The sequence below is a fragment of the Aquitalea magnusonii genome, assembly GCF_003202035.1.
Lineage (GTDB): Bacteria > Pseudomonadota > Gammaproteobacteria > Burkholderiales > Chromobacteriaceae > Aquitalea > Aquitalea magnusonii.
Genome location: NZ_QJKC01000003.1, coordinates 109,983 through 136,338, shown reverse-complemented (window position 1 = coordinate 136,338; position 26,356 = coordinate 109,983). Strand labels below are relative to the sequence as shown.

The following is a 26,356-nucleotide window of genomic DNA, read 5'->3' as shown; positions in this document are numbered from 1 at the left end:
TTACAAAGACGCTGTTATTTGACATCGATGGCTTAATAATTAGAGCGTAAATAGGGCTGATGTGTTGACCCTTTTGCAAGAAATAGAGTTTTTGCACGGAAAATGCCGTACTAAAGGATGGTTTTTCGCCGCCATGCTGTCGCGTGTTTGATTCATGCCGGCCAGGTGTCGGTGCTAAGCTGTGCGCCTGTTAGCATTTCTGGTTCTGTCATGTCCCACCTTCCCGATCCCCATCAGTGGCTGGAAAGCCTCGACGACCCTGCAGTCCTGCAATGGGTTGCTGCGCAAAACAGCCGTACCCAGGCCCTGCTGGATGCCGATGCGCGCTATGCCCCGCTGCAGCGCGACATCCTGGCCCACCTGCGCGATACGCGGCAGATTCCCTTCTTTTCCGAGCACGCCGGCTGGCTGTACAACTTCCATCAGGACGAACACCACCCGCGTGGCATTTACCGCCGCAGCACGCTGGCGGCTTACCGTGCAGGTAGCCAGCAGTGGCAGACGGTGCTGGACGTGGATGCGCTGGCGGCGGAGGCTGGCAAGGACTGGTATCTGGATGGCGTGGCGCATTGCACGGTCGCCCCGACGCGGGTGCTGGTGCACTTGAGCGAAGGGGGCGGTGATGCCAGCCTGGCCTGGGAATACGATCTGGAGGCCGCGGCCTGGGTGGAGCAGGGCCTGCGCTTTCCCAAGGGCAAGAACCATATCGCCTGGCGCGATCCGGACAGCGTGCTGGTCTGCCCGGGCTGGCAGGGCGCACCGCTGACCCGCTCCGGTTATCCCAGCGAGGTATGGCTGGTGGAACGGGCGGCCGATGGCCAGCATCAATGGCAGCAGCTGTTTGTTGCCCCCAAGGGGGCGATGATGGTGGCGGCCTGGCGTTATCTGGATGGCACGGACGGCGTCCTGGACCTGATCGAAGCGGCCGACGGCTTTTACAGCAAGACCTATCATCTGATCGATGCCGAGCTGCAAACCCGACCGCTGCCGCTGCCGGCCCGAGCGGATATCGAGGGCTATCTGCATGGCCAGTTCATCGTCAAGCTGGCAGAAGACTGGTCGTGGCAGGGCGTGGTCCATCTGGCCGGCAGCCTGCTGGCGGTGCCGCTGGACCACTTGCTGGGCGGTGATGGCAGGGTGCAGTGCCTGGTGCAGCCGGCGCCGCGGCTGGCCATCGAGTCGGTGGAAACCACCCGCAGCAGCGTGGTGGTAAACCTGATTGACAATGTGCGCAGCCGTCTGCTGGCCTTTGACCTGCATGGCGCGCAGTGGCAGCCGCGCAGCCTGCCGGTGCCGGATTCCGGGGTGATCGAGTTTGCCGACCAGCCCTGGGACAGCGAAGTGCTGTGTTATAGCTTCAGCGATTTTCTCAATCCCACCGGCCTGTACCGGCTGGATGTGGCCAGTGGCCAGCAGGAATGCCTGCGCCAGCAGCCCGCCGCCTTCGATGCCAGCCGTTTTGTCGCCGAGCAATGCTGGGCGACGGCACCGGACGGAGTGGCCATTCCCTATTTCGTGGTACGTGCCCGCGATATGGTGCCGGATGGCAGCACGCCCACCTTGCTGTATGGCTATGGCGGTTTCGAAGTGCCGATGATGCCCTACTACGTGGAAAACTTTGGCGCACACTGGCTGGAAAAGGGTGGAGCTTTCGTGCTGGCCTGCATCCGTGGCGGTGGCGAATTCGGCCCCGCCTGGCATCAGGCTGCGCAAGGCGTGAAGCGCCCGGTTTCCTTTGATGACTTCTGCGCCGTGGCCGAAGCGCTGATGGCCAGCGGCCTCACTAGCCCGGACAAGCTGGGTATCGAAGGCGGCAGCAATGGCGGCTTGCTGGTGGCCGCCTGCATGCTGCGCCGACCCGAGCTGTTCAAGGCCGTGGTGTGCGAAGTGCCGCTGCTGGACATGCTGCGCTACACCGAGCTGCTGGCCGGTGCCAGCTGGATAGACGAATACGGCGATCCGGCCAATCCGGAGGAGGCCGCCGCGCTGGCCGCCTACTCGCCTTATCACCAGATCAAGCCAGGGGCGACCTATCCGCTGGCGCTGTTTACCACCAGTGCGCACGACGACCGGGTACACCCCGGCCATGCCCGCAAGATGGTGGCGCGCCTGCAGGAACTGGGCCACGCCGCACTGCTGATCGAAACCGCTGCCGGCGGCCATACCGGCAATGCCGGTCAGCAACAGACGGCCGAGGAACTGGCGCGGGTGCTGGTGTATCTGTACCAGCAACTGATGGACTGAAGCCATCGTCATCCTGCGCCGGTGGTGCTAGTCTGAACGCCTTGCCACCCCGCGGAGTGCTGCCCGTGATCACCCTGTATGTGTTTGGCCCGGCCTTTGGCCTGCCCGATGCCAGCCCCTTTGTCATCAAGGCCGAAATGCTGCTCAAGCTGTCCGGCCTGCCATATCGCAAGCAGCCCGGCAGCATGCGCCGGGCGCCCAAGGGCAAGCTGCCTTATCTCGATGACGATGGCCGGCGCGTGCCGGACTCCACGCTGATCCGCCTTTATCTGGCCGAGCAGTATGGCATCAGCCTGGACGCCGGGCTGTCGGAGACTGACAAGGCGCTGGCCTGGAGCGTGGAATGCCTGTGCAGCGATCATCTGTACTGGTGCGTGGTGCATGAACGCTGGCTGGACGACGCCACCTTTGCCCGTGGCCCGGCGCAGTTTTTCCAGCGCGTGCCGCGGCTGTTGCGCGCGCCGATCATGGCCATGGTGCGGCGCAAGGTGCGTGCCAGCCTGCAGGCCCAGGGGCTGGGGCGCTTCAGTCCGGCCGAACGCCAGCGCCTGTTGCAACTGGATGTCGCCACCCTGGCCACCCTGCTGGGCGAGCAGCCCTATATGCTGGGCGCGGCGCCCAGCTGGCTGGATGCCACGGTATTTGCCTTTCTCGCTTCCGCCTGGCTGGGCACACTGGGCGACACCCCCAGCCAGCAGGCGCTGCGGCAGCACCCCAATCTGCAGGCTTATGTCGAGCGGCTGCGCCGGCAATACTTTCCCGATTGGACGGTTCCTGCATGACTGGCGCGTTTCTTGCACCACCCGGCAGCATCATCCCGTCCCAGACCCTGAGCATGAGCCAAGATATCCACATCCGACCGGCCACGCTGGCCGACGCCGCCAGCATCGTGGCGATTTACAATCCCTACGTGCTGGACACCACCATCAGTTTTGAAGAGCAGGCAGTGAGCGAGCAGGACATGGCCGAGCGCATGCGCAAGGTGGACGAGCAGGGCCTGCCCTGGCTGGTGGTGGAGCTGCATGGCGAAGTGCTGGGCTATGCCTATGCCACGCGCTGGCGGGTGCGCCATGCCTATCGCTTTGCGGTGGAAACCTCGGTGTATTTTGCCGCCGCCGCCCGCGGCCAGGGCCTGGGCAGCCGGCTGTATCGCGCCTTGCTGCAGCAATTGCGCGCACGGGGGGTGCATATGGCCATCGGCGGCATCGCCCTGCCCAATGAGGCCAGCATCGCCCTGCACGAGGGTCTGGGCTTCCGTCAGGTGGCCACGTTTCACGAGGTGGGCTGGAAGGCCGGCCGCTGGCTGGACGTGGGCTATTGGGAGCTGAAGCTCAATGATGGCCCGCCACCAGGCCATGGCAGCTGACGACGCCATCTGCGCCATGCTGGGGCCATGCCCTCCCCAGTGTGGTGCGTGCAAAACCTTGGACAGCCGCTGCGCTTTGTGACAAATTTGATCAAATACTCACAAAAGGAGCAGACATGACACAGGCCAGCGACATCATCGTGTTTCAACGCAACCCGGTACGGGTCGAACAGTTCAACGCGGCGGACGAGCGTCGTATCGAAGGCGAATGCGCCCAGACCGTGGAGAACCATTACTCCGATCCCAGCGGCCAGTTTCATGCCGGGATCTGGAGCGGTGGCCGTGGCAGCTGGAAAGTGAAATACAGTGAGCACGAATTCTGCACCCTGCTGGAAGGCTATGTGCGGCTGACCGACAAGCAGGGTGAAAGTGTGGAGCTGTATGCCGGCGACCACTTCGTCATTCCGGCAGGGTTCGAAGGGGTGTGGGAAGTGCTGGAACCGGCGCGCAAGACCTACGCCATCTTTGAGCCCAAATAGTTGCGCCTTGCCGTAATGCACAAAGCCCCGCCCTGGCGGGGCTTTGTGCATTACCGACCAACCGCAGGGCCTGGCGCGGCGAGCAAGATCGCGCACCCCGCCGGGCCAATGCCACAACGGGCCGGGTGTTGGTGGCGCTTACTCGCCCAGGCGGTGTTCCAGTTCTTGCAAGCGGGCCTTGAGGGCGGCCACCTCGGCTTCCAGCGCCGCCACCCGTCCGGCAACGCCGACATCGATGATGGCCGCGGCGCTCAGTTCGCTCTGGCTGGGTTCGCCACTGAGCAGGTGGCACCAGCGCGCTTCGCGCTCACCCGGCTGGCGCGGCAGTTTCATCACCAGCGGCGGGTATTTGTCGGCCAGTGCGTCCAGCGCGCCTTCCACTTCTTCCACGCCTGCAAAACTGTAGATGCGGCCGGAGCGGGTGCGGATTTCCGCGCTGGTCTGCGGGCCGCGCAGCATCAGCAGCGCCAGTGCAGCCTGCCGTGCGCCGTCGATATTCCATTCATAGTTCAGGCGATGCTCATACTTGGCCACCCGGCTGCCGGCCGGCAGGCGCTCGGTGACCAGCTTTTTCGTCATCAGCCCGTCCAGGGCGGCACTCAGCTCGGCATCGGACAACTGCATCACCGGTTCGCGGCTGGTGAGCTGATTGCAGGCGGAAGACAGGCTGTTCAGCGTCAGCGGGTAGGCATCCGGTGTCAGCGCCTGTTTTTCGACCAGTGCGCCCAGTACCCGCACTTCCGCGGCATCCAGTTGGTGTGTATCCATCTTGTGCTCCCTTGTTGCAATGCGCACATCATCGCACCAAGCACACCCGGCAACCAAGCTTTGTCGCCGCCACCGCTCAGCGTGGTGGCTGCTGTTGCGCCAGCAGGGCATCCAGCTGCTGCCGGCGCTGGATCTGGCGCAGGCGGGCGGCATCCTCATCCTCGGCCAGGGCCTTGTACAGCGAAATCGCCATGCCGATCATGATCAGCATGAAGGGCAGCGCTGCCACGATGGACATGGTCTGCAAGCCCTTCAGCCCGCCGCTGGAGAGCAGTACCAGGGCAATGGCCGACAGCAGCACGCCCCAGACCAGCTTGACGCGGTGTCCCGGATTGAGCGAACCGCCGGAGGACAGCATGGCCAGCACAAAGGTGGCGGAATCGGCCGAGGTGACGAAAAAGCTGACCACCAGCAACATGGCCAGCATGGATAGCGCGCGCCCACCCGGCAGATAGTCGAACATCACGTACAGCGCGGTGGAAACATCCTGTTTTACCGCGCTGACCAGGTCGGCCCCGCCAAACAATTGCAGCTCCAGTGCCGTACCACCGAATACGGCAAACCAGACAAAGCTGGCCAGGGCCGGCACCAGCATCACGCCCACCACGAATTCGCGTATGGTGCGGCCACGCGAGACGCGGGCGATGAACATGCCGACAAACGGTGCCCAGGTCACCCACCAGGCCCAGTAAAACAGCGTCCAGCTGGCCATCCAGCTGCTCTGGCTGAAGGGCGACATGCGCAGGCTCATGCTGGTGAGATTGCCCAGATAATCACCGAGGGTGGTGGTGAAGGTATCGAAGATGAAGCCGCTGGGGCCCAGTACCATCAGCAGCAGCATCAGGCCGCAGGCCAGCAGGATGTTGAGATTGGACAGCCACTTGATCCCCCGTGCCAGGCCGGTGAGCGAGGACAGCAGGAACAGCACGGTGGCAATGGCGACGATGGCAAAGGTCAGCCAGGGCGAAGCCGGCAGGCCAAACAGCTTGAGCAGTCCGCTCTCGATCTGCAAGGTGCCAAAGCCCAGCGAAGTGGCCACACCGAATACCGTGGCCAGTACGGCCAGGGTATCAATCGCCTTGCCGATGGGGCCATCCACCCGTGCGCCCAGCAGCGGGCGGAAGGCGGCGCTGATCAGCCCCGGCGTGCCACGGTTGAATTTGAAATAGGCCAGTACCAGCCCCATCAGGCTATAGATGGCCCAGGGGTGCAGGCCCCAGTGGAAAAAGGCATAGCGCATGGCGGCACGGGCTGCCTCGGCCGACTGCGGCGTGACGGCCGCGCTGGCCGGGCTGGCGAAGTGGGACAGCGGCTCGGCCACGCCCCAGAACACCAGACCGATGCCCATGCCGGCAGAAAACAGCATGGCAAACCAGCTGCCGCGGGAAAACTCCGGTGCCTCATCCGCTTTTCCCAGCCGGATATGGCCGAAACGACCAAAGGCCAGATACAGGGCAAACACCAGAAAGCCGAATACGCCAAGCAGGTAAAACCAGCCGAAGCGGGCAATGGTATCGCTCAGCAGGGCGGCCGTGGTGTCGGCCAGCTGCTGTGGGGCAAGAGCGCCAAACAGCACAAACAGGGCAGTCAGTAACAGGGATAGTCGCAAGACCAAGCGTGTCTCCTTTCGTTAGACGGCCAGCAGAACGCCGGGCTGGCTGGCCTTCACTGGCAGGGTGGGGCAGGGCTGTCGCCCGCTCCGGCGCAAGGGCCGGGCAGGGGACGGGCGGATGATGTCAGCTGGCGGCGATGGCATGGCAAGCAGCCATGCAACAGGCGCAGCAGCCTGAAATGGGCGGCAGTCTGTGGGCTGCCATATGGATAATTCAATGAATTCAATACATTGCCTTTTTACCATAACATTATTAGTAAATTGATGTAAACAAATATACTGAATCAGCTGGTGGCCGCCGCAGCCCTGACCGGCGCCTTGTCCCGCCGCCTTGGCCGCGCCAGACGGGTTGATGCTTGACAGCATGCGGCGGACTGGCCAACCTGTCGCCTTTTGAAAAGCATGCAAGGAAACGGTGATGAAGCGGGTGGATCTTCTGTTGGTGGAACAAGGACTTGCCACTTCCCGGACAGCGGCACAAAGCCTGCTGGAAAGCGGCCGGGTCAGCCTGGACGGCCAGGTCATCAGCAAGGCCAGTTCAAAATTTCCCGCTGGCACACCCTTGCAGGTCCGGCCCGATCCGGCCGACCGCTTCGTCTCCCGTGGCGGGCAGAAGCTGGATGGCGCCTTGCGCCAGGCCGGGCTGGACATCACCGGCTGGCGGGTGCTGGATGTGGGGCAGTCTACCGGCGGCTTTACCGATTGCGCCTTGCAGGCCGGGGCCGAGTATGTGGTGGGCGTGGATGTCGGTCACGACCAGCTGCATCCCAGGCTATGGGATGATCCGCGCGTACGCTGCTTTGAAGGGGTGAACGCGCGCGCACTGGATGGCCGCAGCCTGCTGCAGGCCAATGACGGTTTGCCCTTCGACCTGATGGTGTGCGATGTGTCGTTTATCTCGCTCACGCTGATCCTGCCGTCGGCCCTGCCTTTGCTGGCGGAGAATGGCCGTTTGCTGGGGCTGGTCAAACCGCAGTTCGAGGTGGGACGCGGCGCGCTGGGACATGGCGGCATCGTGCGCGATGAAAGCCTGTTCGCCGGGGTGCAGGACAAGATCAGCAACTGCCTGGACGAGCTGGACTGGGAGGTGGAGCAGTGGTTCGACAGCCCGTTGACCGGTGGCGACGGCAACCGCGAGTTTTTCGTGCTGGCACGCCGGGCGGTCTATTGAGCAGGCAAAGAAAATCCGCAGAGGCGTCATGCACTCTGCGGATGGCACCGGCCACCTTGCCTGTGGCCTGACGGTGCGGTGGGATCTTGCGAGTGAGGCGGCCGGCGGTTTCAGTCTTCCTCGCCGCGCACCACCAGCAGCGGGCAGTGGGTCTTGCGCATGACGTTTTCGGCAAAGCTGCCCAGCAGCAGATGAGCCAGTCCGCTGCGGCCATGGGTGCCGATGACGATCAACTCGGCCTTGCGGCTGTCGGCAAAGCGGATCAAGGCATCCGCCATGTCCTTGCCGCCTTCCCAGCTTTCTGCGATATGGCAGTCCACCCGGCTGACCCCTTCGTTGATGGCCTGTTTTTCTGCCTTGTCCAGCAACTCGCGCGCCTGACGGAAGGCCAGATCATGCAGCTGATGGGTGTCCAGCGCACCCACGCCCTCGATGGCCATGTCGCGCAAACTGGCCACATGCACCAGCGACACGCTGGATTGTGCCGTTTTGGCAATACGTAGTGCCTCGGCTAGAGCCTTTGCAGAAGTTCGGCTACCATCTACTGCAATAACAATGTGTTGATACATGGAGTGCTCCTCGTAAAACCGTCGCTCGCGCCAGGTCAGATGGCGGTACTGTCGGCCGGCATGAGGCCCTGCCCGGCGTCCTGAAGCGGCTGAATGCCCTGTTTGATTTTAGGATACTCGCGGCGGCAGAAAGACTCTCCGAACTAATTGTTATGCATTTGATCTATAACAAACTCGAACAGACCATGGGCCGCGTTTAATGCGTGAACCCATGGTCTGCCGCTATTCCGGCCCGACCCATTTGCATACCAAGGAGGATGGTTTTACATCATGTTGATCTTTGCCTTGCTGTCCTTGCTCGTTATTGCCGCCATCGTTGCCTGGAGTCTGAAGTCGGGCAAGCGCAAAAACAACAAGGTGGCGGACGATAGCCGCATCTATGCCGCACATACCCAGTCCCGGCCCCTGGAGCCGTTGGAACACAGCACCGGCCACGCTTTCGGCCTGTTGCTCAAGGCCGCCCGTGGCGACCGTTCGGTGGTGGAAAAGTGGATCATGGCCGAGCAGCACCAGAATATCCCGCCGATCAGCCGCGATGGTGCGATCGAGCAACTGGCCAAGCGCCTGCAGGCCAGCCGCCGCTAGCCCTAGCGGCCGAGTACCAGCCCCTCGCGGCGTGGATCCGCACCACCGGTATAACCATTGCCCGTCCTGACCAGTGCCGACAGGCCACTGGTCATGTCCACCATTTTCACCTGATGCCCCAGCGCCGTCAGCGTGCTGGCCTGCAAGTCCAGTCCCTGACCCGCTTCCAGTTCGGTGGCTCCGTTGCGGTTGCCGTAGTGCGGCAGGCTGACGGCCTGTTGCGGATCCAGCTTCCAGTCGAGCAGGGCGATCAGTGTCTGGGCAACATAGCCGATGATCTGGCTGCCTCCGGGGGAGCCGGTGGCCAGCAGGAACTTGCCCTTGCTGTCGAACACCATGGTGGGCGACATGCTGCTGCGCGGCCGTTTGCGGGCTTCCACCCGGTTGGCTACCGGCAGCCCGTGGTCTTCCGGTGCAAAGGAAAAATCCGTCAGCTGGTTATTCAGCAAAAAGCCCTTGACCAGCATGCGGCTGCCAAACTGGTCTTCAATCGAGCTGGTCATGCTGACCACCCGCCCTTGCCGGTCCACCACATTGAGGTGGGAGGTACAGGGCAGCTCCACTGCACTATCCCTGCCATAGGCCGATAATTTGACGCCGGCCGGCTCACCGGCGCTGGCCGTGCCCATGCTGCGTTCCGGCCGGATCAACAGGCTGCGCTGCTGCACATAATCGGTGGCGACCAGTGCCGCGCTGGGCACGCTGGCAAAAGCCGGGTCGGCCAGATAGCGGTTGCGATCGGCAAAGGCCAGCTTGCCCGCTTCGGCAAACAAATGGATGGTGGAGCCGGCGGTGGGCGACATGCCCGCCAGCGGGAAGCGTTGCAGCATGCCCAGCATTTGCAGCACGGCCACACCGCCGGAGCTGGGTGCATCCATGCCGCAGACCTGCCAGCTGCGATAGGGGGCGCACAGCGGTTTGCGTTCGATGGCCTGGTAGGCTGCCAGATCAGCCGGCAGCATGCGGCCGGGGTTGCGCGGATGCTGGTTGACCTTGTCGATGATGGCCGTGGCGATCTCGCCCTGGTAGAAGGCGCGCGGGCCATGGCGGGCGATCTGCTCCAGCGTTGCCGCATACTCGGGGTTTTTCAGCAGGCTGCCCATGGCTTTGGGCTGGCCATCCGGCTGGTAGAAATAGCGGCGGGCAGCGGCGTCCTCGCGCAGAAACCGGTCGTTAGCCAGCAGGGTGTACAGCCGTGGTGAAATGGCGAAGCCCTGTTGCGCCAGGCGGATGGCCGGCTGGAACAGGCTGGCCCATGGCAGATGGCCACCTTGCTGGTGTGCCAGCTTCAGCATGGCCAGCACGCCGGGCACCCCCACCGAACGTCCCCCCACCACCGCCTGATAAAAGTCCATGGGCTGGCCTTGTGCCTGCAGGAAAAGCTTGCCATCCGCCGTGGCCGGGGCGGTTTCCCGGCCATCGAAGCTGGTGAGCCGGTGGCCGTCGTAATACAGCATGAAGGCCCCGCCCCCGATGCCGGACGATTGTGGCTCGGTCAGGCCCAGCACCAGCTGGGCGGCGATGGCCGCATCGATGGCGCTGCCACCGCGTTGCAGGATTTCCAGCGCAGCCTTGCTGGCGTAGGGATTGGCGGTCGCTACCATGCTGTTGCGTGCGCTGACGGCGGGGCGGGGGCTAAAGCCGCTGGCGGCTTCAGGCGCTGCGGTTTCCGCCAGGGCTGGCAGGGCGCACAGCAAGAGCAGCAGACTGCGTAACAACATGAATTCGGACCTCGTTGGCGATGGGCTGGATCAGCGGTGGCCTCCCGCAGCGCGCGCGGGCGGTGTGAAAAGCACAGGGGCAATGGTGCGACAGGGGCGGGAGAGGGTCAATCCTGCGCGGTCGGCCCCATGCAGAACGGCCTGGCGCGTATAGGCGTCAGGCCGTTGTCCCTGCCAGGGCTGCCGGATCAGGACAGGGTGGCCAGGTACTGGCGCTCCCATGGCGTGATCTGGTTGTGGAAATGGCTGAGTTCCACTTCCTTGACGGCCAGATAGGCGGCGTTGAATTCGCTGCCGAACAGGCGTTCGGCCGTGTCATGGGCAGCCATCAGCGCGCAGGCGGCGTCCAGGGTATTGGGCAGGGTGGCGGCATCGGCATTGTTGAAGACATTGCCGACAGCCGGCTCGCTCGGGCTGCATTTTTCTTCCACGCCGAGCAGGCCGGCGCCCAGGCTGGCCGCCAGCGACAGGTAGGCATTGGCATCGCAGCCTGGCAGGCGGTTTTCCACGCGGCGGGCTTCCGGGCCGGATACCGGCACGCGGATGCCTACCGAGCGGTTGTCCACGCCCCAGCTGACATTCACCGGTGCGGCCAGACCCTTGACGAAGCGGCGGAAGGAGTTGGGGCTGGGGCAGAACAGCGGCATCAGGTGCGGCAGATACTGTTGCAGGCCGCCGATGTAATGGAAGAATTCGGCGCTGGCCTCGCCATTGGCCTGGCTGAACACATTATTGCCCTGGCCATCCACCACGCTCTGGTGCAGGTGCATCGAACTGCCGGGCTGGCCGGGCAGCGGCTTGGCCATGCAGACCACGGTCAGGCCGTGCTGGTAGCCGATTTCCTTCAGCGCGTACTTGAATAGGAAGGTCTGGTCGGCCAGCTCCAGCGCATTGCCATGCTTGAGGTTGATCTCGAACTGGCTGGGGCCCATTTCGTGCACATAGGTGTCGGTCTGGATGCCCAGTTGCTCACAGGCGCGGTACAGGTCGTCGAAAAAGCCTTCCAGATCGTTGAGCGTGGAAAAGCTGAAGGCGTCGAAGCCGGTTTCACGGCGGCCGGTGCGCAGGGCCGGTGCCTGGAAGGGCTGCTCCGGATTGGCGTGGGCATCGAAGATGTAAAACTCCAGCTCCGGTGCCACCACCGGGGTCCAGCCACGGGCCTGGTAACGCGCCAGAATGTTTTTCAGCGCCGAGCGCGGTGCCAGCGGCGACAGGCTGCCATCGTGATCAATGTTGTCGCACACCACCATGGCGCGCGGGGTCTTGGCCCAGGGTACCGGGCGCAGGGTAGCGAAATCCGGGCGCAGCACGACATCGGGGTCGTTTTCGCCATAGAAACGGTAGTCGGGAAATTCGCCCACGCAGGTCTGGATGGCGACGGCACGGGCAATGCGCAATTCCTGGCCTTTGATCAGGGCCTTGGCGGGCAGGGTTTTGCCGCGGGCAAAGCCGCTGACATCGGCAAAGGCCAGCTCAACGTCACGGACGTTTTGCTGAATCAACCATTCGGCTTGAGCAGCCGCGATGGAGTGTTGGGACATGCAGGTCTCCCCTGGAGTGTTCTCGATTGTTTCATCTATCTGCCTGTCTGTCGGTGCTGCATTTTTTTGATTTTGCGGGCTGAGCCCTGTGGGCATTATGCCACCGGCAGGGGGGAGGGCAAGCGCGATATCGCTGCGGCCGGCCATGGCACATGAAAAAACCGGCCCTGCTTGCAGGCAGGACCGGTTTGATCACAGGCAGGGAAAAGCGCTTACAGCCGGAAGCGTGCTACCGACTGCTGCAACTGGCGGGCGTGCTGGTCGATATTCTGCATGGCCTGGACCGCCAGCTTGACCGAACTCTGGGTTTCCTCCACCACGCCAGCCACCTGTTCCACGCTGACGGCGATATTGGCACCGGCCTGGCTTTGCTCGGTCATGGCGCTCACCACCGAATGCAGGCTTTCCAGCGCACTGTGTGCCTGGCGGCTGATGGTATCCAGCGTCTGGGCGGCCTCATTGGCCTTGCCCACGCCCAACTGCACCGCGGGGCGGATTTCCTGCATGCGTCCGGCCACGCTGCCTGTTTCATCCACCACGGCCTGGACGATGCTGGTGATTTCATTGGTGGCGCTGGCGGTGCGCTCGGCCAGCTTGCGTACTTCGTCGGCCACCACGGCAAAGCCGCGGCCCATCTCACCGGCACGGGCGGCCTCGATGGCGGCATTCAGCGCCAGCAGATTGGTCTGGTTGGCGATGTCGCGAATGGTTTCGGCAATGCCGCTGATGTTGCGGGTGCGTTCGGCCAGGCTGCCGACCAGATCGCTGACATCGCCCACCTGGGTGGCGATGGATTCGATGCCGCTGGCGGCTTCCTTGGCCACCAGCTCACCCTCGCGTGCCAGCTGGCTGGAGCGACGGGCGCCTTCTTCCGAGCCGCCGGCATTGTCCTTGACATGATCGATGCTGACCGACAGCTGCTCGATGGAGGCGGCGGCAGAGGCGGTGGAGTTGCTGGCAATGCCGGACACTTCGTCCACCTTGTTCATCTGTGCCGACAGCTGCTGGCCGGCCTGGCCGATATTGTCGGTGGACTGACGGATCTGGTTGATCATTTCGCGCAGCTTCTGCTGCATGTCGTGCATGGCGGCCAGCAGGCTGTGCGGCGGGCCGTTGACCCGGATTTGTTCGGTCAGGTCGCCCTGGGCAATCTGGCGCACCACTTGGGCGGCGTAGCCGGGCTCACCGCCCAGCGAGCGCACGATGCTGCGCGACATGGCGCTGCCCAGCACGACCAGCGCCAGCACCGACAGGCCGCTGATGAGCAGCAGGATGGTGCCCTGACGCCAGAACAGGGCGTCGATATCGTCAATGAAAAAGCCGGTGCCCACCGTCCAGCCCCAGGGGTCGAAGCGCACCACGCCGTTGAGCTTGGGCAGCTGCTCCTTGCCTGCCCCGCGCGAGGTCAGGATGGTGACGATGCCGTAATGGTCTTTTTGCAGTGCTTCGTTGTACACGGCTACCGTGGTGCGGCCATCGGGCACGGTGCTGCCCATGTCCACCTTGCCTTCACGGTCAGCCTTGGGATGCAGCACCAGCCGGTTGTCGCTGTCGCGGGCAAAGAAGTAGATGTCGTCCACCTTCAGTGCCTTCAGCGCCTTGCGTGCCATGTCCTGTGCCTGTGGCCGGCTCAGTTTGCCGCTGGCTTCCTGTTTGGCGTAGTAGTCGAGCGTGTTCTCCGCCATGCGCAGCAACAGGGTGATCTGCTCGCGCTTTTCGCTCTGCAGCGTGCTGCGGGTGATGTACAGCGAAGTGGCTGCCAGGGCGATCAGCGCGATCAGGCTGGCAGCAATGATGATGAGCAGACGGGTATTGACGCGCACGATGGCAGTCCTTGGCGTGGAGTGAGTTCTTTAAGATGGCATCTTCTGTAAGTTGCCCCGGTAAATATACCGGGGCATTGTTAATACTAAACGCAGGGTCAGGCCGGAATAACTGCTGAAAACCCCTAGTCGCTCTTTATTGGCGGCGGATGATTCACTTATAGCTTGTGTTCGGCCAAAGCGGCAGTAAAAACAGCAAAATCCAGCTCCACCTGATCGGCATAGCTCATGGCATAGCTGGCGATGGCCTGGTCGAATTTGTCCGACTGGCCGATATAGCCGGCCATTTCCGCAGCACGGCCACCGGATTTGGCATGGGCGCGTGCCAGTGCCCAGGCACAGGCCTGGCCGAATGCCGCCAGGCTTTCCGCCGAGTCGAATGATTCCAGTGCCGGTGCTGCCTTCATGTCGCGCAGCTGGCGTACATAGAAATGACGGTCGCCCGGCCCGGTCGTCCAGCCCAGGAACAGGTCACTGGCAGCCTGCATCAGCCGCTGGCCAAACACCACACGCTTGCCCTGGTGGCCGTGCACGCAGGGCTGGGTGTAGGGCTCCAGCACCGAGTTGCGCGCTTCTTTCAATTGCAGGAACAGCGGCTGGTCGTATTCATCCTGCAGCAGCATCACCAAGCAACGGGTGCCGACGCTGCCCACCCCCACCACCTTGAAGGCGGCATCCACCAGCCGGAAGCGGCTGAGCAGGGTGCGGCGGTCTTCTTTCAGCGTGGCGCTGTACTCGGCCAGCATGGTGTGCAGCAAGTCGTGTGAGCTGCCATCGCCCAGCCAGTGCTCATCATTGCCCCAGACCTGGTCTTGCTGCTGCATGTGGAAGATCACCGGCGGGTTGTCGCGCAGCCGCAGGCTGCCGTCTTCCAGTACCGTCATCTTTGGCAGCAGTTTTTCCTGGGTCTGGCCGCGCGCCTTGTCCGCCAGCTTCAGCAGCTGCTGGCGGATGCTGTCGCTATTGGCCCGCTGCAGTAATTGTTCGAAGCCCACCTTGCAGTACCACAGCTCCAGCTGGCTCATCTGGGCATATTCCTGCATGCGCTTGCGGTAGGTTCCCACCAGCTGGCACACCGCCTGGCGTGCTGCCGCATTGCTGAAGCCGCGATTGCGCGCCGCCAGCACCACGCTGACCGCCAGGCGCTTGATGTCCCATTCCCACGGCGCCTGGTGCGTTTCGTCGAAGTCGTTGATGTCGAACATCAGCTGGCGTTCCGGCGAGGCGAAGAAGCCGTAGTTCATCAGGTGGGCATCGCCGCAGGTTTGCAGGGTGATGCCGCTATTGGGGGTGGCGGCCAGATCGGCGGCCTGGATCATGGCCATGCCGCGGAAGAAGGCAAAGGGCGAAGCCTGCATGCGGCTGTAGCGCAGGGGAATCAGCGAAGGGACCCGGCCAGCGGAGGTCTGGCGCAGCATGTCCACCACGTCGCGTTGCGGGCTGAGCAGGCATTGCGCCTGCAGGGTGCGGGAGCAGCTTTCACGGCGCGCCTTGCCGGCGGCCAGGCGTTTTTCATATTGCAGATGTGCGGGAGTGGGCATGGCAGTTAACTGGCTGTAGATGACAATTCAGCACAGTGTAATCCCGCAGACATGAAAAATTGATGATGGGATGTCATTTGCTGTCACGGACAGCACGGTGGCTAGTCTTGCAGCAGGCAGTGCAGCAATTGCTGGCGCTCGTGCCGGGCCGCTGCGGGATGGGTGGAAGGCGCCGTCTGAAGCCGGGGGCGGGTGAGGGTCATGCCGATTTTATCCACAGATTCATGCACAGGCTGTGCACAATATCCACAGCAGAATGGCCATCTGGAAAAATATGCACAGCGGCGGCGGCGCCATGTGCGGGGCATTGTCACGCATTGCGGGCAGGTTGCGCATGTCTTATGCACAGCTTGTTCAGGTTTTATCCCGCTCATCCACAGCGCAGACGCTGCTGGTGGACTTGTCCACAGCTGGCGTCAGCTGGCGCAGCGCTTGATCAGGCGCAACCAGGGCGGGGTCAGCGGGATGCCGTTCTGGTCGACCTGCAGCCGGCTGTGCTCGCCATCGGGCTGTACATCCACTTGCAGGCTGGTGTTGCCGCTGACCGGGTTGAGCAGCCTGATGGTTTCCGTACCATCGGCCTTGCTGTCGCGCCGTACATAGTCATCGGGAATCTTCAGCTGGCGGATGCCCTGTTTCAGGCAGTCCGCCACCTCTGCGGGTTTTTTGTCGGATGACAGCTGCAAGCTGCTGTCGGCAAGGGCGGTGAGCGGGATGAGCAGCAGGACGGCAAACAGGTGTGCACGGCGAAAAGCTTGGCACAAGGCCGTAAAGAATGGGGGTGTTGGCATGAGGTTCTGCTCTGGCAAGTGATATGCGGATGGAGGCCCGATTGCGCCTGCTGGTTCCGCCAGGCTGTGCCAACAGATGTTAAGGAGTGTTGAACGCGCCGCTTTGCCAGGCGCTGGACAGCATGAGCAACAGCAATAACAGCAGCAATTGCCGCCGGCTCTGGCCTGCCAGCTGGCTGCACAGCTCTTCTGCAGGCAGGCGGCCACGCTCCAGCCGCTGTCGGCACTGGCTGAGCAGCGGGCGGATGCGCCATTCCAGCAGTAGCAGCAGGAGCATGCCCAGCAGCTTGGCCATGGCAAGCGGGACCGGCCGCCCTTGTTGCCACAGCATGGCGGCATGGTAATACGCCAGCCCGGCACCGCTGCACAGCCACAGCAGCAGGCTGAGCCGCCACCAGTTGTCGGCGCGCAGGCAGCGTGTCAGGGCGGCAGCATCCAGTGGCGGAGCCAGATTGCGGGCTCGCGCCGCCAGCGCGCCCAGGCCGCAGCCCAGGGCCAGCAGATGTAGCGTGGCAAACAGCCATTGCAGCATGATGACCCCCCGGCCAGCCAAGTCTGACTACACTAGTGAAGCCGGCTGCTGCTGGCAAGCATTCAGCGGTATTTGCCTGTCATGCTGGCGGCGGCTGTGACATTTGTCCGCCGGCGGCAGGCGCAAAAAAACCGGCCGCAGCCGGTTTCATGGCACCGCAACGGGGGTCAGCCGCGTACCTGGCCATCGCCCAGCACGATCCATTTCTGGCTGGTGAGGCCTTCCAGGCCGACCGGGCCACGGGCATGGATCTTGTCGGTGGAAATGCCGATTTCCGCGCCCAGGCCATATTCGAAGCCATCGGCAAAGCGGGTGCTGGCATTCACCATCACGCTGGAGGAGTCCACCTCGCGCAGGAAGCGGCGGGTACGGCCGTAATCCTCGCTGATGATGGCATCGGTGTGATGGCTGCCGTAGTGGTTGATGTGCTCGATGGCTTCGTCCAGGTCCTTGACCACCTTGATGGCGAGGATGGGTGCCGAGTACTCGGTATACCAGTCGTCCTGGGTGGCCGGCACGATCTTCTCGCCCAGAATCACCCGTGTGCGCTCGCAGCCGCGCAGCTCCACGCCTTTTTCCCAATAGGCTTCCGCCAGGCGCGGCAGGATGAATTCGGCAAAGGCGGTGTGCACCAGCAGGGTTTCCATGGTGTTGCACGGCGCATAGCGCTGGGTTTTGGCGTTGATGGCGATATTGAAGGCTTTTTCCGGATTGGCCGTGTCGTCGATATAGACATGACAGTTGCCATCCAGATGCTTGATGACCGGTACCCGTGCTTCGGCACTGATGCGGGCGATCAGGCTCTTGCCGCCACGCGGCACGATCACATCCACGTATTCCTGCATGGTGATCAGCTCGCCCACGGCGGCGCGGTCGGTGGTTTCCACCACTTGCACCACTTCGGCCGGCAGGCCGGCCAGGCGCAGGCCTTCGTGCACGCAGGCGGCAATGGCCTGATTGCTGTGGAAGGCTTCCGAGCCACCGCGCAGGATGGTGGCGTTGCCGGATTTCAGGCACAGGCCGGCGGCATCGGCGGTGACATTGGGGCGGGCTTCATAAATGATGCCCACCACACCCAGCGGCACGCGCATCTTGCCCAGCTGGATGCCGGAGGGGCGGTAGCAGAAATCGTCCATCTCGCCCACCGGATCGGGCAGGCTGGCGATCTGGCGCAGGCCTTCGGCCATGCCGGCCACGGTGGCCTCGGACAAGGCCAGACGGTCGATGAAGGCGGCGTCCAGCCCGGCGGCGCGCGCAGCGTCCAGGTCTTGCCGGTTGGCGGCCAACAGTTTGGCGCTGTCACGCACGATGGCATCGGCCATGGCATTGAGTGCCTGGTTTTTCTGGCGGGTATCGGCCTTGGCAATGGCGCGGCTGGCTTTGCGCGCCGCCTGGCCGACGCGCTGCATGTAGTCCTTCACATTCATGGCGGATGTCCTGAATCAGATCTTGTCGGGGTAGTCAGCCAGATTACCCCAAAACCTGCTGCCGTATCCAGTCAGCCGCCAGGTGGATATTGTCGGACAGTGGCTTATTCCACCAGTGCGCAGGGGTGGAAATCCAGCGCGGTGAAGTCATCCGCCACTTCCTGGCCGAATTCCAGAATGGTTTCGTCGTCCTCGATGTAGTGCCAGTTGAGGGTGACGTAATTGCCTGCCACTGCTGCGTCATTGAACAGGCTGAACAACTCCAGCAGCACCTTGGTGCTGGAACTGTTGAAGTAGGCCAGCTGCACGTCCACCGTGACCTGGGTGGATTGCAGGCTGGGCAGGTAGTTTTGCACCGCCTGCATGATGGGGCCGAAAAAGGCTTGCGCGTTTTCCGGGTAGCTTTCTCCGCGCAGACTCAGCTGGTGCTGGTCGAACTGGAAGTTCACTTCCGGCGTGGACGAAGTCGGGGCGATATACAGGTTTTGCATGGCTCGGTGCTTTAAATGGTGGCTTTGAGATAAAAGGTGGTGAACGGGCCGGCTGTGCCGGTTTCATCGACGAAATCAAATTCGATGGGATTGCTGGAGTCGCGGGCCACGGTGAGGAAGCCCAGGCCGGCGCCCTTGCTGCCGGCTTCGCCTTCGGCGCGCAGCTTTTCCTTGTACAGGGCCTTGATTTCGTCATTGGTCATGGTGCGCAGCGGTTCCAGCTTGGCGCGGATATGCGCGGCCCCTTCGCTGCTGATGGGATTGGCGCATACCACGTAGTAGTGGCCGTCGGCCTCGCCCACCCACAGCGAACCCATGCGGATTTCATGGTCGGATTCATCGGTGGCGGTCAGGTGATCAGCCGAGTAATGCACCACGTTTTGCGCCATTTCCACGAATACGGAAAACAGCTTGCGGCGGGCGGTCTGGCTGGCGTCCAGGCTGGACAGGCGCAGGCGCAGCGAGTCACCCATGGCGGTGACGATGCTTTGCGAGAAATAGCCGGTGTAATAGAACACCACGTTTTCCTGGCGGGCCAGTTCCTTGAAGCGGTGGAAATCGGTCAGGCTCATGTGCGTTCTTTCTTGATGGGTGGTCGCTGGAATCAGAGCAGGTGGACGCCAAACAGGCTGACGTCATCGCGGCGGCTGTTGTCACCCTGCCATTTGAGGAAGGCGTCGATCAGCTGCTTCTGTTGTTGCTGCATCGGCTTGTCGGCATGTTTGAGGATGTTTTCCTTCAGGCGCTTCTTGCCAAAGCAGATGCGCTTGGGGCCGCCGATCTGGTCGATGATGCCGTCGGTGCTGATATACAGGCGGCTGCCCGGCGGCAGCTGCACGGCGTGGTTGTCCCACTGGTAGTCCAGCGGCGTGCCGACATAGCCCACGCCCTTCTTGTTGGCATCCAGGGTGTGGACTTCGTCCGCGCCCGGCTCCAGTACGAACAGCGGGGTCTTGGCCGAGGCATAGGTGAGGGTGCGGCTGGCATAGTCGAACCAGCAGAAGGCACCGTCCATGCCGTCGTCGGAGTTCAGCTCCGGGTGGTCGGCGAGGCCGGCTTCTTCCGGGGTAAGCTGGCCCAGCGACTGCTTGACCTGCTGGTTGATCGCCTGCAGCAGGGCTGCCGGGTTGTGCAGGTCGTGGCTGGTCAGCACCTGCTTGAGCGTGGAGGCCATGATCAGCGTCATGAAGGCGCCCGGCACGCCGTGGCCGGTGCAGTCGATGACCGCGACAAAGAAACCATCCGGCCGTTTGACAAAGTAGTAGTAGTCGCCGCCGACGATGTCACGCGGGGCCCATACCATGAAGTAATCGTCCAGTGCGGCCGCCATGTCGCGGCGCGAGCTTTGCAGGAAGGATTGCTGGATCACGCTGGCGTAATTGATGCTCTCCATCATCTGGCGGTGTTTTTCCGCCTGCTGGTCGGCCAGTGCCTGCATCAGCGACACGCCCAGTCCCATGCCGGCATAGGCATTGTCCAGATTGATGATGAAGCCGTCCGACAGCACTTTCTTGTCCGCTTCCAGCGCCATGAAGGACAGCTCGGTAATCGGCGTCAGATAGTCGACGATCAGCGGGCTGGCATTCATGAAGGCGGTGCAGGGCTTGCGGCCGAAGATTTCGCGGTGGAAGGGGCGGGCCAGCGTGCTCATGAAGGTATTGCGGTTGATGATGCCGATTGCGCGCTGCTGCTCCACCACCGGGATATTGCTCAGCCCTTCATCCTGGGTGAACAGTTCCAGCACGTGGTAGTTGTTGTCATTGGGGCTGACAGTCGGCGGCGTTTGCAGCAGATGTCCCGCCATGGATTGCGAGCGAGCGGCGTGGGGGGTGCTATCTAGCGGCATGATGTTCTCGGCGGAATTGACGTGGCCGCAGTCTAGTTTTGCCGGATGATGATTCGGTTACTACAAGATGAATTTTGTTTTATTGCTAACTAAACTTGGTGTTATTTATTAGATGTTTTGATTATTGAATGAATACAAGCTGGCAGATCCATGGCCTGTTGTTTCGCCCCGACGGCTATTGGCGCCGGCCTGCCCGAGATGGCGATGCTGCTTGACCCTGTGGGATAAAGGGCTTATTTTGCTTGTCTAGCAACCGCTTGGTTGATAAATAAAACAAAGATCTAGCTACCATCCTCGGGAGAATGCATGAGCGACTATCAAGAATTCCATCGCCGTTCCATCGAGCAGCCAGAAGCATTCTGGGGTGCCGAGGCCGCGCGCATTTACTGGCACAAGCCCTATACCCAGGTATTGCAGTACGACAATCCCCCCTTTCGCCAGTGGTTTGCCGGCGGCGAAACCAATCTCTGCTACAACGCGGTAGACCGCCATCTGGAAACCCGGCCCGACCAGGCCGCGCTGATTCATGTTTCCAGCGAAACCGGTGCCGAACTCACCTACACCTACCGCCAGCTGCATGAGGAAGTCAGCCGCTTTGCCGCCATCATGCAGGCGCAGGGCGTGGGCAAGGGCGACCGGGTATTGATTTACATGCCGATGATTCCGGAGGCGCTGTTTGCCATGCTGGCCACGGTACGGCTGGGGGCGATTCATTCGGTGGTGTTTGGTGGTTTTGCTTCGGCCAGCCTGGCCACCCGCATCGAGGACGCCGCCCCCAAGCTGCTGGTCACTGCCGATGCCGGCATGCGTGGCGGCAAGGTGATTGCCTACAAGCCACTGGTGGATGAGGCGATGGAGCTGGCCGGCAGCGCGGCCGCGGACAAGGTGATCCTGGTCAATCGCGGTCTGGCCGAAGCGCCGATGATGAAGCCGGGGCGCGACCTGGATTACGCCACCCTGCGTGAGCAGCACTGGCATGACCGGGCCGAAGTGGAGTGGGTGGAGTCCAACCATCCCAGCTACATCCTGTATACCTCCGGCACCACCGGCAAACCCAAGGGCGTGCAGCGCGATACCGGCGGCTATGCCGTGGCGCTGGCCTCCACCATGGACTACATCTATGGCGGCAAGCCGGGCGAAACCTATTTTTCCACCTCGGACATCGGCTGGGTGGTGGGGCACTCCTACATCGTGTATGCCCCGCTGATTTGCGGCATGGCCACGCTGGTGTATGAAGGTCTGCCCGTCCGCCCCGATCCGGGCATCTGGTGGCAGCTGGTGGAGAAATACCGCGCCACGGTGATGTTCTCGGCTCCCACTGCCTTACGCGTGCTGAAAAAGCAGGACCCGGCATGGCTGCACAAATACGATCTGTCCAGCCTGCGTGCCCTGTTCCTGGCCGGCGAGCCGCTGGACGAGCCGACGGCCAGCTGGATTGCCGACGAGCTGAAGATTCCGGTGCTGGACAATTACTGGCAGACCGAAACCGGCTGGCCGATGCTGACCGTGTGCAATGGCGTACAGCCGCTGCCCACCAAGCTGGGCAGCCCCGGCCTGCCGGTGTATGGCTATAACGTCAAGCTGCTGGACGAGGCGACCGGTGCGGAAGTGCCGGTGGGCGAGAAGGGGGTGATTGCGGTGATTCCGCCGCTGCCGCCCGGCTGCATGAGCACGGTGTGGCGGCAGGACGAACGCTTTGTGAATACCTATTTCAGCCTGTTCCAGGACCGCAAGGTGTATTCCTCGTTTGACTGGGGGGTGCGCGATGCCGACGGCTATTTCACCATTCTTGGCCGTACCGATGATGTGATCAATGTCGCCGGCCACCGGCTGGGCACGCGGGAAATCGAAGAGGCGGTGTCCGGACACGCTGCCATTGCCGAAGTGGCGGTGGTGGGGGTGCATGACACACTGAAAGGCCAGGTGCCGCAGGCGTTTGCCGTGCTGCGCGATCCCTCGGTGCTCAAGGACCCGGAAAAGAAGGCCGCGCTGGAAAAAGAGGTGATTGCCAAGGTGGCGTCACAGCTGGGGGCCATTGCCAATCCGGCACGGGTGTATTTTGTCAATCAGCTGCCCAAGACCCGCTCCGGCAAGGTGCTGCGCCGTTCGATACAGGCGCTGGCCGAGGGGCGTGATCCGGGCGACCTGACCACGCTGGATGATCCGACCGGCCTGGAACAGGTACGCGAGGCCGTGCAGTCTTGAACTGAAGGTGGGTGGACACGGCCGGCACGGGTCAGTTGCCGGCTGTGGATTCAGCCGCATCCTGTCATGGGATGCGGCATTTTTGCGTCCGTCTGCTTGTCCGGCTTAGCTGCGGAAGACGCTGACCGCCGCATTGAGCGCCTTGGCATGGCTGTTCAGCTGGTCGGAGGCGGAGGCGGAAGCCTCCACCGTGACCTGATTGGCTTCGGTCATGCTGGCAATCACCTCGATGCGCTGCGCCATGTCGCCCATGGCGCTTTGCTGCTCGCGCAGCGCCAGGCTGATGCCCTGGATGTGCTCGACGATCTGGTCGGTATTCTGGCGGATGCCGCTGATGGCCTCGCGTGCCTTGTGGGTCTGCTCCACCCCGTGGTTGGAGGCATCCACGCTGCTTTGCATGACGCCGACCACCCCGGTCATGCCCTGGCGGATGGTTTCGATCTGCCCGGAAATCTCTACCGTGGCCACGCCCGTGCGCTCGGCCAGCTTGCGCACTTCATCGGCCACCACGGCAAAGCCGCGGCCCATTTCCCCGGCGCGCGCGGCCTCGATGGCGGCATTGAGCGCCAGGAGATTGGTCTGGTCGGCGATGTCGTGAATGGTGCGGGTGATGGAGGCAATGGCGTCGGTCTGCTTGTTCAGGTCGTCGATGGCGTTGGCGGCATTGCCGATGCGCTCGGCGATATGGCTGATATCGCTGGCAGTCGCATGGATCAGCTGCTCGCAATCGCTGACCATCTGTCCGGCACCTTGCGCCTCGCCGCCCACATCCTGACTCTGGCTGCCCAGTTGCTGGATGCTTTGCAGCACTTCTTCCACCGACACGCTCATGGAACGGGTCGATTCGCTCTGTACCGCGCTGGATTTCTGCAGCTGGTGCGCCGCGCCGCTCATGCTGTCGGCGCTGCTGTCCAGTTCGCCGGACAGGTTGCGGATATTGCTGGTGATGGTGCGCAGCTGGCCCTGCATGTCGGCCAGGCTGTGCAGCAGGCTGCCTTCGCTATCTGCCGGCAGCACGATGCGCTGGCTCAGGTCGCCGCTGGCAATGCGGTTGGCCACTTCCATGGCCACAGCCGGTTCGCCGCCCAGCACGCCGAACACCCGGCGGTACAGCAGCACGCCGCCCAGGACGACCACGATCACCAGCACGGCGGCCAGGCCCAGAATCATGTCCCGCAGATGGGTGGTGGTCTGGTTCATGGCGGCGTAGGCGGCATCATCGGCCTTGTTGATATGCTCGTTCAGCGCTTCCACCTGCTTGGTCAGTTCTTCCGCACGGTCGTCAAAGCCACTGCCCTTTTCCTTCATCAGTACATTGCCGGCTTCGCGGCCACCTTCGACATAAGCCTTGGCCATGCGCTTGCCCACGCTGTAGAACTGCTCCACGGCCTGCTGCATGGCGTTGACCTTGCCCGCCAGCGACGGGTCGAGCCGGCTGATGGCGGGCAGATTCTTTTGCAGTGCCTGGTAGTGTTCCTCGGCATCCTTGTAGCCATCGGCATCACCGGTGGCGCTGACATCGGTGAGGAACTGCTGGATCTGCACCACGTGGTAGCGCACATCGGTCATGTTCTGCACCAGGCTGTTGGTGACATCCTGTTCGTAGTGGGTGGTTTCGTCGATACGCTGCAGGCTGAACAGGGTGACCAGTCCAAGCGTCAGCAGCAGGGCAACGACAATGGCAATGAAACCGACCAGGATGGGCTTGAGTTTTTGTGTTTTTCTGGGCATGGGTTCACTTGCTGTTGGTAGGGTGGCCAGGCGGTAATGGCACCGTATGTGTTATTCAGATTGTCCAGGCTGCTGCGGATCCGTCTTGCCGTGGCGGGCCTTGCCGGATGGCAACCCCGCGACGGTCAGGGTTGATTTTGGCGGAAACAAAATTGTCTGACAATAAGAATTGTTTTTGTTTTTATGGCCTACATCAAATGCACCGGCTATTTTCGTTAAGGAGTTGAAAAACAAGCAATCAGCATGGGGAATCGCTGCGCTGGATGGACTGCGTGGCCCGTATCCGTGACGGATACGGGCCACGCCAGGCCGGCAGCCGGCCATATTGCAGCAGCATGGGCTGCCGCCGCGCGGGGAATGTGCAGCAGGTTTAGCGCAATAGCTCGCTATCCTGATGGGCGTCCTGTCCCTTGTTCAGCGATGCTTTCAGCCGGCGCATGCTCAGCCATACGGTCAGAGCCACCAGCGGAATGGCCAGGCCGGTCAGCAGTTCCACATTCAGATGCAGGCCGGCCGCTTCCACCGCTGCCAGCAGATGGTGCAAGAGGCTGACCATATAGTAGGTCAGCACACCAACCGACAAGCCTTCCACGGTTTCCTGCAGCCGCAGTTGCAAGGCGGCGCGGCGGTCCATGCTGGCCAGCAAGGCACGGTTCTGTTCTTCATGCAGGACTTCGACCCGGGTGCGCAGCAGGGCGGTGGTGCGTTGCAGGCGGGCGGTGATGCGGTCCTGGCGGCGTGCCACGGTTTCGCAGGTATTCATGGCCGGGGACAGCCGGCGTTCCATGAACTCGCGGAAGGGCTGCATGCCGGAGATGCGTTGTTCGCGCAATTCGCTGATGCGCGCTTCCACCAGCCGGTAATAGGCGTGAGCCGCCGAAAAACGGTACTGGCTTTCCGCAATCAGCTGCTCCACCCGGGTGGCCAGCCCGGTCAGCTCCGACAGCAGCTGGGCGTCCGAGCCATTGCCATCCGGTGCCGCCATGCGTTCGGTGATGGCGCGCAGGGCGATCCCCAGATTGTCCAGATCGCGCATCTGCTTCTTGGCAATCGGCAGCGCCAGCAGGGTGAGCATGCGATAGGTTTCCAGTTCGAACAGCCGCTGCAGCATGCGGCCGGACTGGCTGGCGCCCATGGCGCGGTCCACCACCACATAACGGGAAAAACCTTCGGCCAGCCGGGCGTCGGGGTGCAGGCGCAAATCGGTATAGGCCGCGCCGTTGCCATCGCCGATTTCCGCGCCGATCAGGTCGCGTCCGCCAAACCAGCGGCTGGACATGTCGGCCAGCTCGGTTTCGCGCTCGGCGGGCAGCAGCACGGCATGCAGTGCCACCAGCACCACGCCGGGCAGCTCGAGCAACCAGGCGGCGGGAATGCGGTCCAGTGCCGTGCGTTCGAATGGATCGGCGCAATCGCCGCCAACGATGAAGGTGTAGCGGGCAAATTCGGTATGCAGCGACCAGCGCACCGTCAGGTCGCCGGCACTGGCCGAGTAATACGCCTGTTCCGCCAGCGGCGCCGGCAGGCCGATGCGCTCGGCCAGGTCGGCCAGCGCGGCGCGTTGCGGTGCGTCGTCGAAATCGTAATACAGGCTGAGCGAGGTCAGCCGGGCCGGGGAGGGAATGGCGGCATAGGGCCGCGCATGGGCTTCCTCGTTCAGTTCACGGCGCAGGTGGTGCGGGGTGAGTGTCGTCATCGGTGGGTCCTGAAAGGTAAACGGTTTCAGTGCTGGGGAGGCCGCCGGACCCGCCAGGACTCAAACCGCTCGAGCGCACCAGCATACCCGATACGCCTTTGGCCACACCATGCAATTAGCGCGCCAGTCCGTGCCGGACTGGCTGAACACCATTCAGCTGTGGCAGGCCGCCTGTTTGCGGCCCGCGCTGGCTGAAGCAGCCTGCCGCTAGTGGAAA

22 protein-coding genes are annotated in these 26,356 nt (G+C 62.8%); 7 read left to right on the top strand and 15 right to left on the bottom strand.

Annotated features, from left to right (window positions below):
• The first annotated feature begins 210 nt into the window (after positions 1 to 210).
• The 4 genes from DFR38_RS04255 to DFR38_RS04240 all read left to right on the top strand — a co-directional run bounded on the left by DFR38_RS04255 (position 211) and on the right by DFR38_RS04240 (position 4,089).
• Positions 211 to 2,244 carry a prolyl oligopeptidase family serine peptidase gene (locus tag DFR38_RS04255; protein ID WP_110313046.1) on the top strand — a complete coding sequence of 678 codons (2,034 nt, stop codon included), beginning with the start codon at positions 211 to 213 and terminating at the stop codon, positions 2,242 to 2,244.
• Between the two features lie 65 nt (positions 2,245 to 2,309).
• The gene (locus DFR38_RS04250) at positions 2,310 to 3,026 is read left to right on the top strand and encodes a glutathione S-transferase family protein (protein ID WP_110313099.1); all 717 of its coding nucleotides are present in this window, start codon (positions 2,310 to 2,312) and stop codon (positions 3,024 to 3,026) included.
• Positions 3,027 to 3,079: 53 nt separating this feature from the next.
• Complete coding sequence (locus DFR38_RS04245) at positions 3,080 to 3,610, top strand: arsinothricin resistance N-acetyltransferase ArsN1 family B (protein ID WP_059285676.1); 531 nt, start codon at positions 3,080 to 3,082, stop codon at positions 3,608 to 3,610.
• Between the two features lie 116 nt (positions 3,611 to 3,726).
• Positions 3,727 to 4,089, top strand: a complete 363-nt coding sequence (locus DFR38_RS04240; protein WP_059285668.1) for a cupin domain-containing protein — start codon at positions 3,727 to 3,729, stop codon at positions 4,087 to 4,089.
• A gap of 138 nt (positions 4,090 to 4,227) precedes the next feature.
• On the opposite strand, the gene DFR38_RS04235 is transcribed toward DFR38_RS04240, so the two are convergent.
• Together DFR38_RS04235 and DFR38_RS04230 are read right to left on the bottom strand one after the other, a co-directional pair.
• Positions 4,228 to 4,857: a YceH family protein gene (locus tag DFR38_RS04235; protein WP_110313045.1), complete on the bottom strand. Its 630-nt coding sequence runs from the start codon at positions 4,855 to 4,857 to the stop codon at positions 4,228 to 4,230.
• A gap of 76 nt (positions 4,858 to 4,933) precedes the next feature.
• Positions 4,934 to 6,472 carry a glycine betaine uptake BCCT transporter gene (locus DFR38_RS04230; protein ID WP_110313044.1) on the bottom strand — a complete coding sequence of 513 codons (1,539 nt, stop codon included), beginning with the start codon at positions 6,470 to 6,472 and terminating at the stop codon, positions 4,934 to 4,936.
• A gap of 415 nt (positions 6,473 to 6,887) precedes the next feature.
• Here DFR38_RS04230 and DFR38_RS04225 point away from each other — a divergent pair, with 415 nt between their 5' ends.
• Positions 6,888 to 7,640 carry a TlyA family RNA methyltransferase gene (locus tag DFR38_RS04225; RefSeq protein ID WP_059286872.1) on the top strand — a complete coding sequence of 251 codons (753 nt, stop codon included), beginning with the start codon at positions 6,888 to 6,890 and terminating at the stop codon, positions 7,638 to 7,640.
• 110 nt (positions 7,641 to 7,750) lie between these two features.
• On the opposite strand, the gene DFR38_RS04220 is transcribed toward DFR38_RS04225, so the two are convergent.
• Positions 7,751 to 8,209, bottom strand: a complete 459-nt coding sequence (locus DFR38_RS04220; RefSeq protein WP_082693584.1) for a universal stress protein — start codon at positions 8,207 to 8,209, stop codon at positions 7,751 to 7,753.
• 270 nt (positions 8,210 to 8,479) lie between these two features.
• Between DFR38_RS04220 and DFR38_RS04215 the strand changes: the two genes are divergently transcribed.
• Positions 8,480 to 8,794, top strand: a complete 315-nt coding sequence (locus tag DFR38_RS04215; RefSeq protein WP_059286874.1) for a hypothetical protein — start codon at positions 8,480 to 8,482, stop codon at positions 8,792 to 8,794.
• Positions 8,795 to 8,796: 2 nt separating this feature from the next.
• Here DFR38_RS04215 and ggt read toward each other — a convergent pair whose 3' ends face one another.
• From ggt to DFR38_RS04165, 10 genes are all read right to left on the bottom strand, one after another.
• Entirely contained in the window at positions 8,797 to 10,515 is a 1,719-nt protein-coding gene (gene ggt / locus DFR38_RS04210) for a gamma-glutamyltransferase (RefSeq protein WP_059286875.1), read from the bottom strand.
• A 188-nt stretch (positions 10,516 to 10,703) separates the two neighbouring features.
• A complete protein-coding gene (locus tag DFR38_RS04205; protein ID WP_110313043.1) occupies positions 10,704 to 12,056 on the bottom strand; it encodes a glutamine synthetase family protein in 1,353 nt (450 codons plus the stop codon).
• Positions 12,057 to 12,268: 212 nt separating this feature from the next.
• Entirely contained in the window at positions 12,269 to 13,879 is a 1,611-nt protein-coding gene (locus tag DFR38_RS04200) for a methyl-accepting chemotaxis protein (protein ID WP_059286876.1), read from the bottom strand.
• Between the two features lie 158 nt (positions 13,880 to 14,037).
• Positions 14,038 to 15,420 (bottom strand): DUF2252 domain-containing protein, encoded by a 1,383-nt coding sequence (locus tag DFR38_RS04195; protein ID WP_059286877.1) that lies wholly within the window; start codon positions 15,418 to 15,420, stop codon positions 14,038 to 14,040.
• Between the two features lie 416 nt (positions 15,421 to 15,836).
• A complete protein-coding gene (locus DFR38_RS04190; protein WP_146215912.1) occupies positions 15,837 to 16,211 on the bottom strand; it encodes a hypothetical protein in 375 nt (124 codons plus the stop codon).
• Between the two features lie 79 nt (positions 16,212 to 16,290).
• On the bottom strand, positions 16,291 to 16,743 hold the full coding sequence (locus tag DFR38_RS04185; RefSeq protein WP_059286879.1) for a DUF2214 family protein: 453 nt from the start codon (positions 16,741 to 16,743) through the stop codon (positions 16,291 to 16,293).
• Positions 16,744 to 16,910: 167 nt separating this feature from the next.
• Positions 16,911 to 18,170 (bottom strand): glutamate-5-semialdehyde dehydrogenase, encoded by a 1,260-nt coding sequence (locus DFR38_RS04180; RefSeq protein ID WP_110313042.1) that lies wholly within the window; start codon positions 18,168 to 18,170, stop codon positions 16,911 to 16,913.
• 104 nt (positions 18,171 to 18,274) lie between these two features.
• Positions 18,275 to 18,661, bottom strand: a complete 387-nt coding sequence (locus DFR38_RS04175; RefSeq protein WP_059287136.1) for a DUF1987 domain-containing protein — start codon at positions 18,659 to 18,661, stop codon at positions 18,275 to 18,277.
• 11 nt (positions 18,662 to 18,672) lie between these two features.
• Positions 18,673 to 19,233, bottom strand: coding sequence for a SiaB family protein kinase (locus tag DFR38_RS04170; protein ID WP_059287137.1), 561 nt, complete (start codon positions 19,231 to 19,233; stop codon positions 18,673 to 18,675).
• A 32-nt stretch (positions 19,234 to 19,265) separates the two neighbouring features.
• Positions 19,266 to 20,507: a PP2C family protein-serine/threonine phosphatase gene (locus tag DFR38_RS04165; RefSeq protein WP_059287138.1), complete on the bottom strand. Its 1,242-nt coding sequence runs from the start codon at positions 20,505 to 20,507 to the stop codon at positions 19,266 to 19,268.
• A 306-nt stretch (positions 20,508 to 20,813) separates the two neighbouring features.
• Between DFR38_RS04165 and DFR38_RS04160 the strand changes: the two genes are divergently transcribed.
• On the top strand, positions 20,814 to 22,712 hold the full coding sequence (locus tag DFR38_RS04160) for a propionate--CoA ligase (protein WP_059287139.1): 1,899 nt from the start codon (positions 20,814 to 20,816) through the stop codon (positions 22,710 to 22,712).
• A 105-nt stretch (positions 22,713 to 22,817) separates the two neighbouring features.
• On the opposite strand, the gene DFR38_RS04155 is transcribed toward DFR38_RS04160, so the two are convergent.
• Together DFR38_RS04155 and DFR38_RS04150 are read right to left on the bottom strand one after the other, a co-directional pair.
• Positions 22,818 to 24,443 (bottom strand): methyl-accepting chemotaxis protein, encoded by a 1,626-nt coding sequence (locus tag DFR38_RS04155; protein WP_059287140.1) that lies wholly within the window; start codon positions 24,441 to 24,443, stop codon positions 22,818 to 22,820.
• A gap of 370 nt (positions 24,444 to 24,813) precedes the next feature.
• Positions 24,814 to 26,139 (bottom strand): DUF3422 family protein, encoded by a 1,326-nt coding sequence (locus DFR38_RS04150; protein WP_110313041.1) that lies wholly within the window; start codon positions 26,137 to 26,139, stop codon positions 24,814 to 24,816.
• Positions 26,140 to 26,356 lie beyond the last annotated feature (217 nt).

What these genes read in the sequence shown, in the direction of transcription:
- DFR38_RS04255 (WP_110313046.1), top strand. Translation starts at nt 211, where the DNA reads ATGTCCCACCTTCCCGATCCCCATCAGTGGCTGGAAAGCCTCGACGAC.
- DFR38_RS04245 (WP_059285676.1), top strand. Translation starts at nt 3,080, where the DNA reads ATGAGCCAAGATATCCACATCCGACCGGCCACGCTGGCCGACGCCGCC.
- DFR38_RS04240 (WP_059285668.1), top strand. Translation starts at nt 3,727, where the DNA reads ATGACACAGGCCAGCGACATCATCGTGTTTCAACGCAACCCGGTACGG.
- DFR38_RS04235 (WP_110313045.1), bottom strand. Translation starts at nt 4,857, where the DNA reads ATGGATACACACCAACTGGATGCCGCGGAAGTGCGGGTACTGGGCGCA.
- DFR38_RS04225 (WP_059286872.1), top strand. Translation starts at nt 6,888, where the DNA reads ATGAAGCGGGTGGATCTTCTGTTGGTGGAACAAGGACTTGCCACTTCC.
- DFR38_RS04220 (WP_082693584.1), bottom strand. Translation starts at nt 8,209, where the DNA reads ATGTATCAACACATTGTTATTGCAGTAGATGGTAGCCGAACTTCTGCA.
- DFR38_RS04215 (WP_059286874.1), top strand. Translation starts at nt 8,480, where the DNA reads ATGTTGATCTTTGCCTTGCTGTCCTTGCTCGTTATTGCCGCCATCGTT.
- ggt (WP_059286875.1), bottom strand. Translation starts at nt 10,515, where the DNA reads ATGTTGTTACGCAGTCTGCTGCTCTTGCTGTGCGCCCTGCCAGCCCTG.
- DFR38_RS04205 (WP_110313043.1), bottom strand. Translation starts at nt 12,056, where the DNA reads ATGTCCCAACACTCCATCGCGGCTGCTCAAGCCGAATGGTTGATTCAG.
- DFR38_RS04195 (WP_059286877.1), bottom strand. Translation starts at nt 15,420, where the DNA reads ATGCCCACTCCCGCACATCTGCAATATGAAAAACGCCTGGCCGCCGGC.
- DFR38_RS04190 (WP_146215912.1), bottom strand. Translation starts at nt 16,211, where the DNA reads ATGCCAACACCCCCATTCTTTACGGCCTTGTGCCAAGCTTTTCGCCGT.
- DFR38_RS04185 (WP_059286879.1), bottom strand. Translation starts at nt 16,743, where the DNA reads ATGCTGCAATGGCTGTTTGCCACGCTACATCTGCTGGCCCTGGGCTGC.
- DFR38_RS04180 (WP_110313042.1), bottom strand. Translation starts at nt 18,170, where the DNA reads ATGAATGTGAAGGACTACATGCAGCGCGTCGGCCAGGCGGCGCGCAAA.
- DFR38_RS04175 (WP_059287136.1), bottom strand. Translation starts at nt 18,661, where the DNA reads ATGCAAAACCTGTATATCGCCCCGACTTCGTCCACGCCGGAAGTGAAC.
- DFR38_RS04170 (WP_059287137.1), bottom strand. Translation starts at nt 19,233, where the DNA reads ATGAGCCTGACCGATTTCCACCGCTTCAAGGAACTGGCCCGCCAGGAA.
- DFR38_RS04165 (WP_059287138.1), bottom strand. Translation starts at nt 20,507, where the DNA reads ATGCCGCTAGATAGCACCCCCCACGCCGCTCGCTCGCAATCCATGGCG.
- DFR38_RS04160 (WP_059287139.1), top strand. Translation starts at nt 20,814, where the DNA reads ATGAGCGACTATCAAGAATTCCATCGCCGTTCCATCGAGCAGCCAGAA.
- DFR38_RS04155 (WP_059287140.1), bottom strand. Translation starts at nt 24,443, where the DNA reads ATGCCCAGAAAAACACAAAAACTCAAGCCCATCCTGGTCGGTTTCATT.
- DFR38_RS04150 (WP_110313041.1), bottom strand. Translation starts at nt 26,139, where the DNA reads ATGACGACACTCACCCCGCACCACCTGCGCCGTGAACTGAACGAGGAA.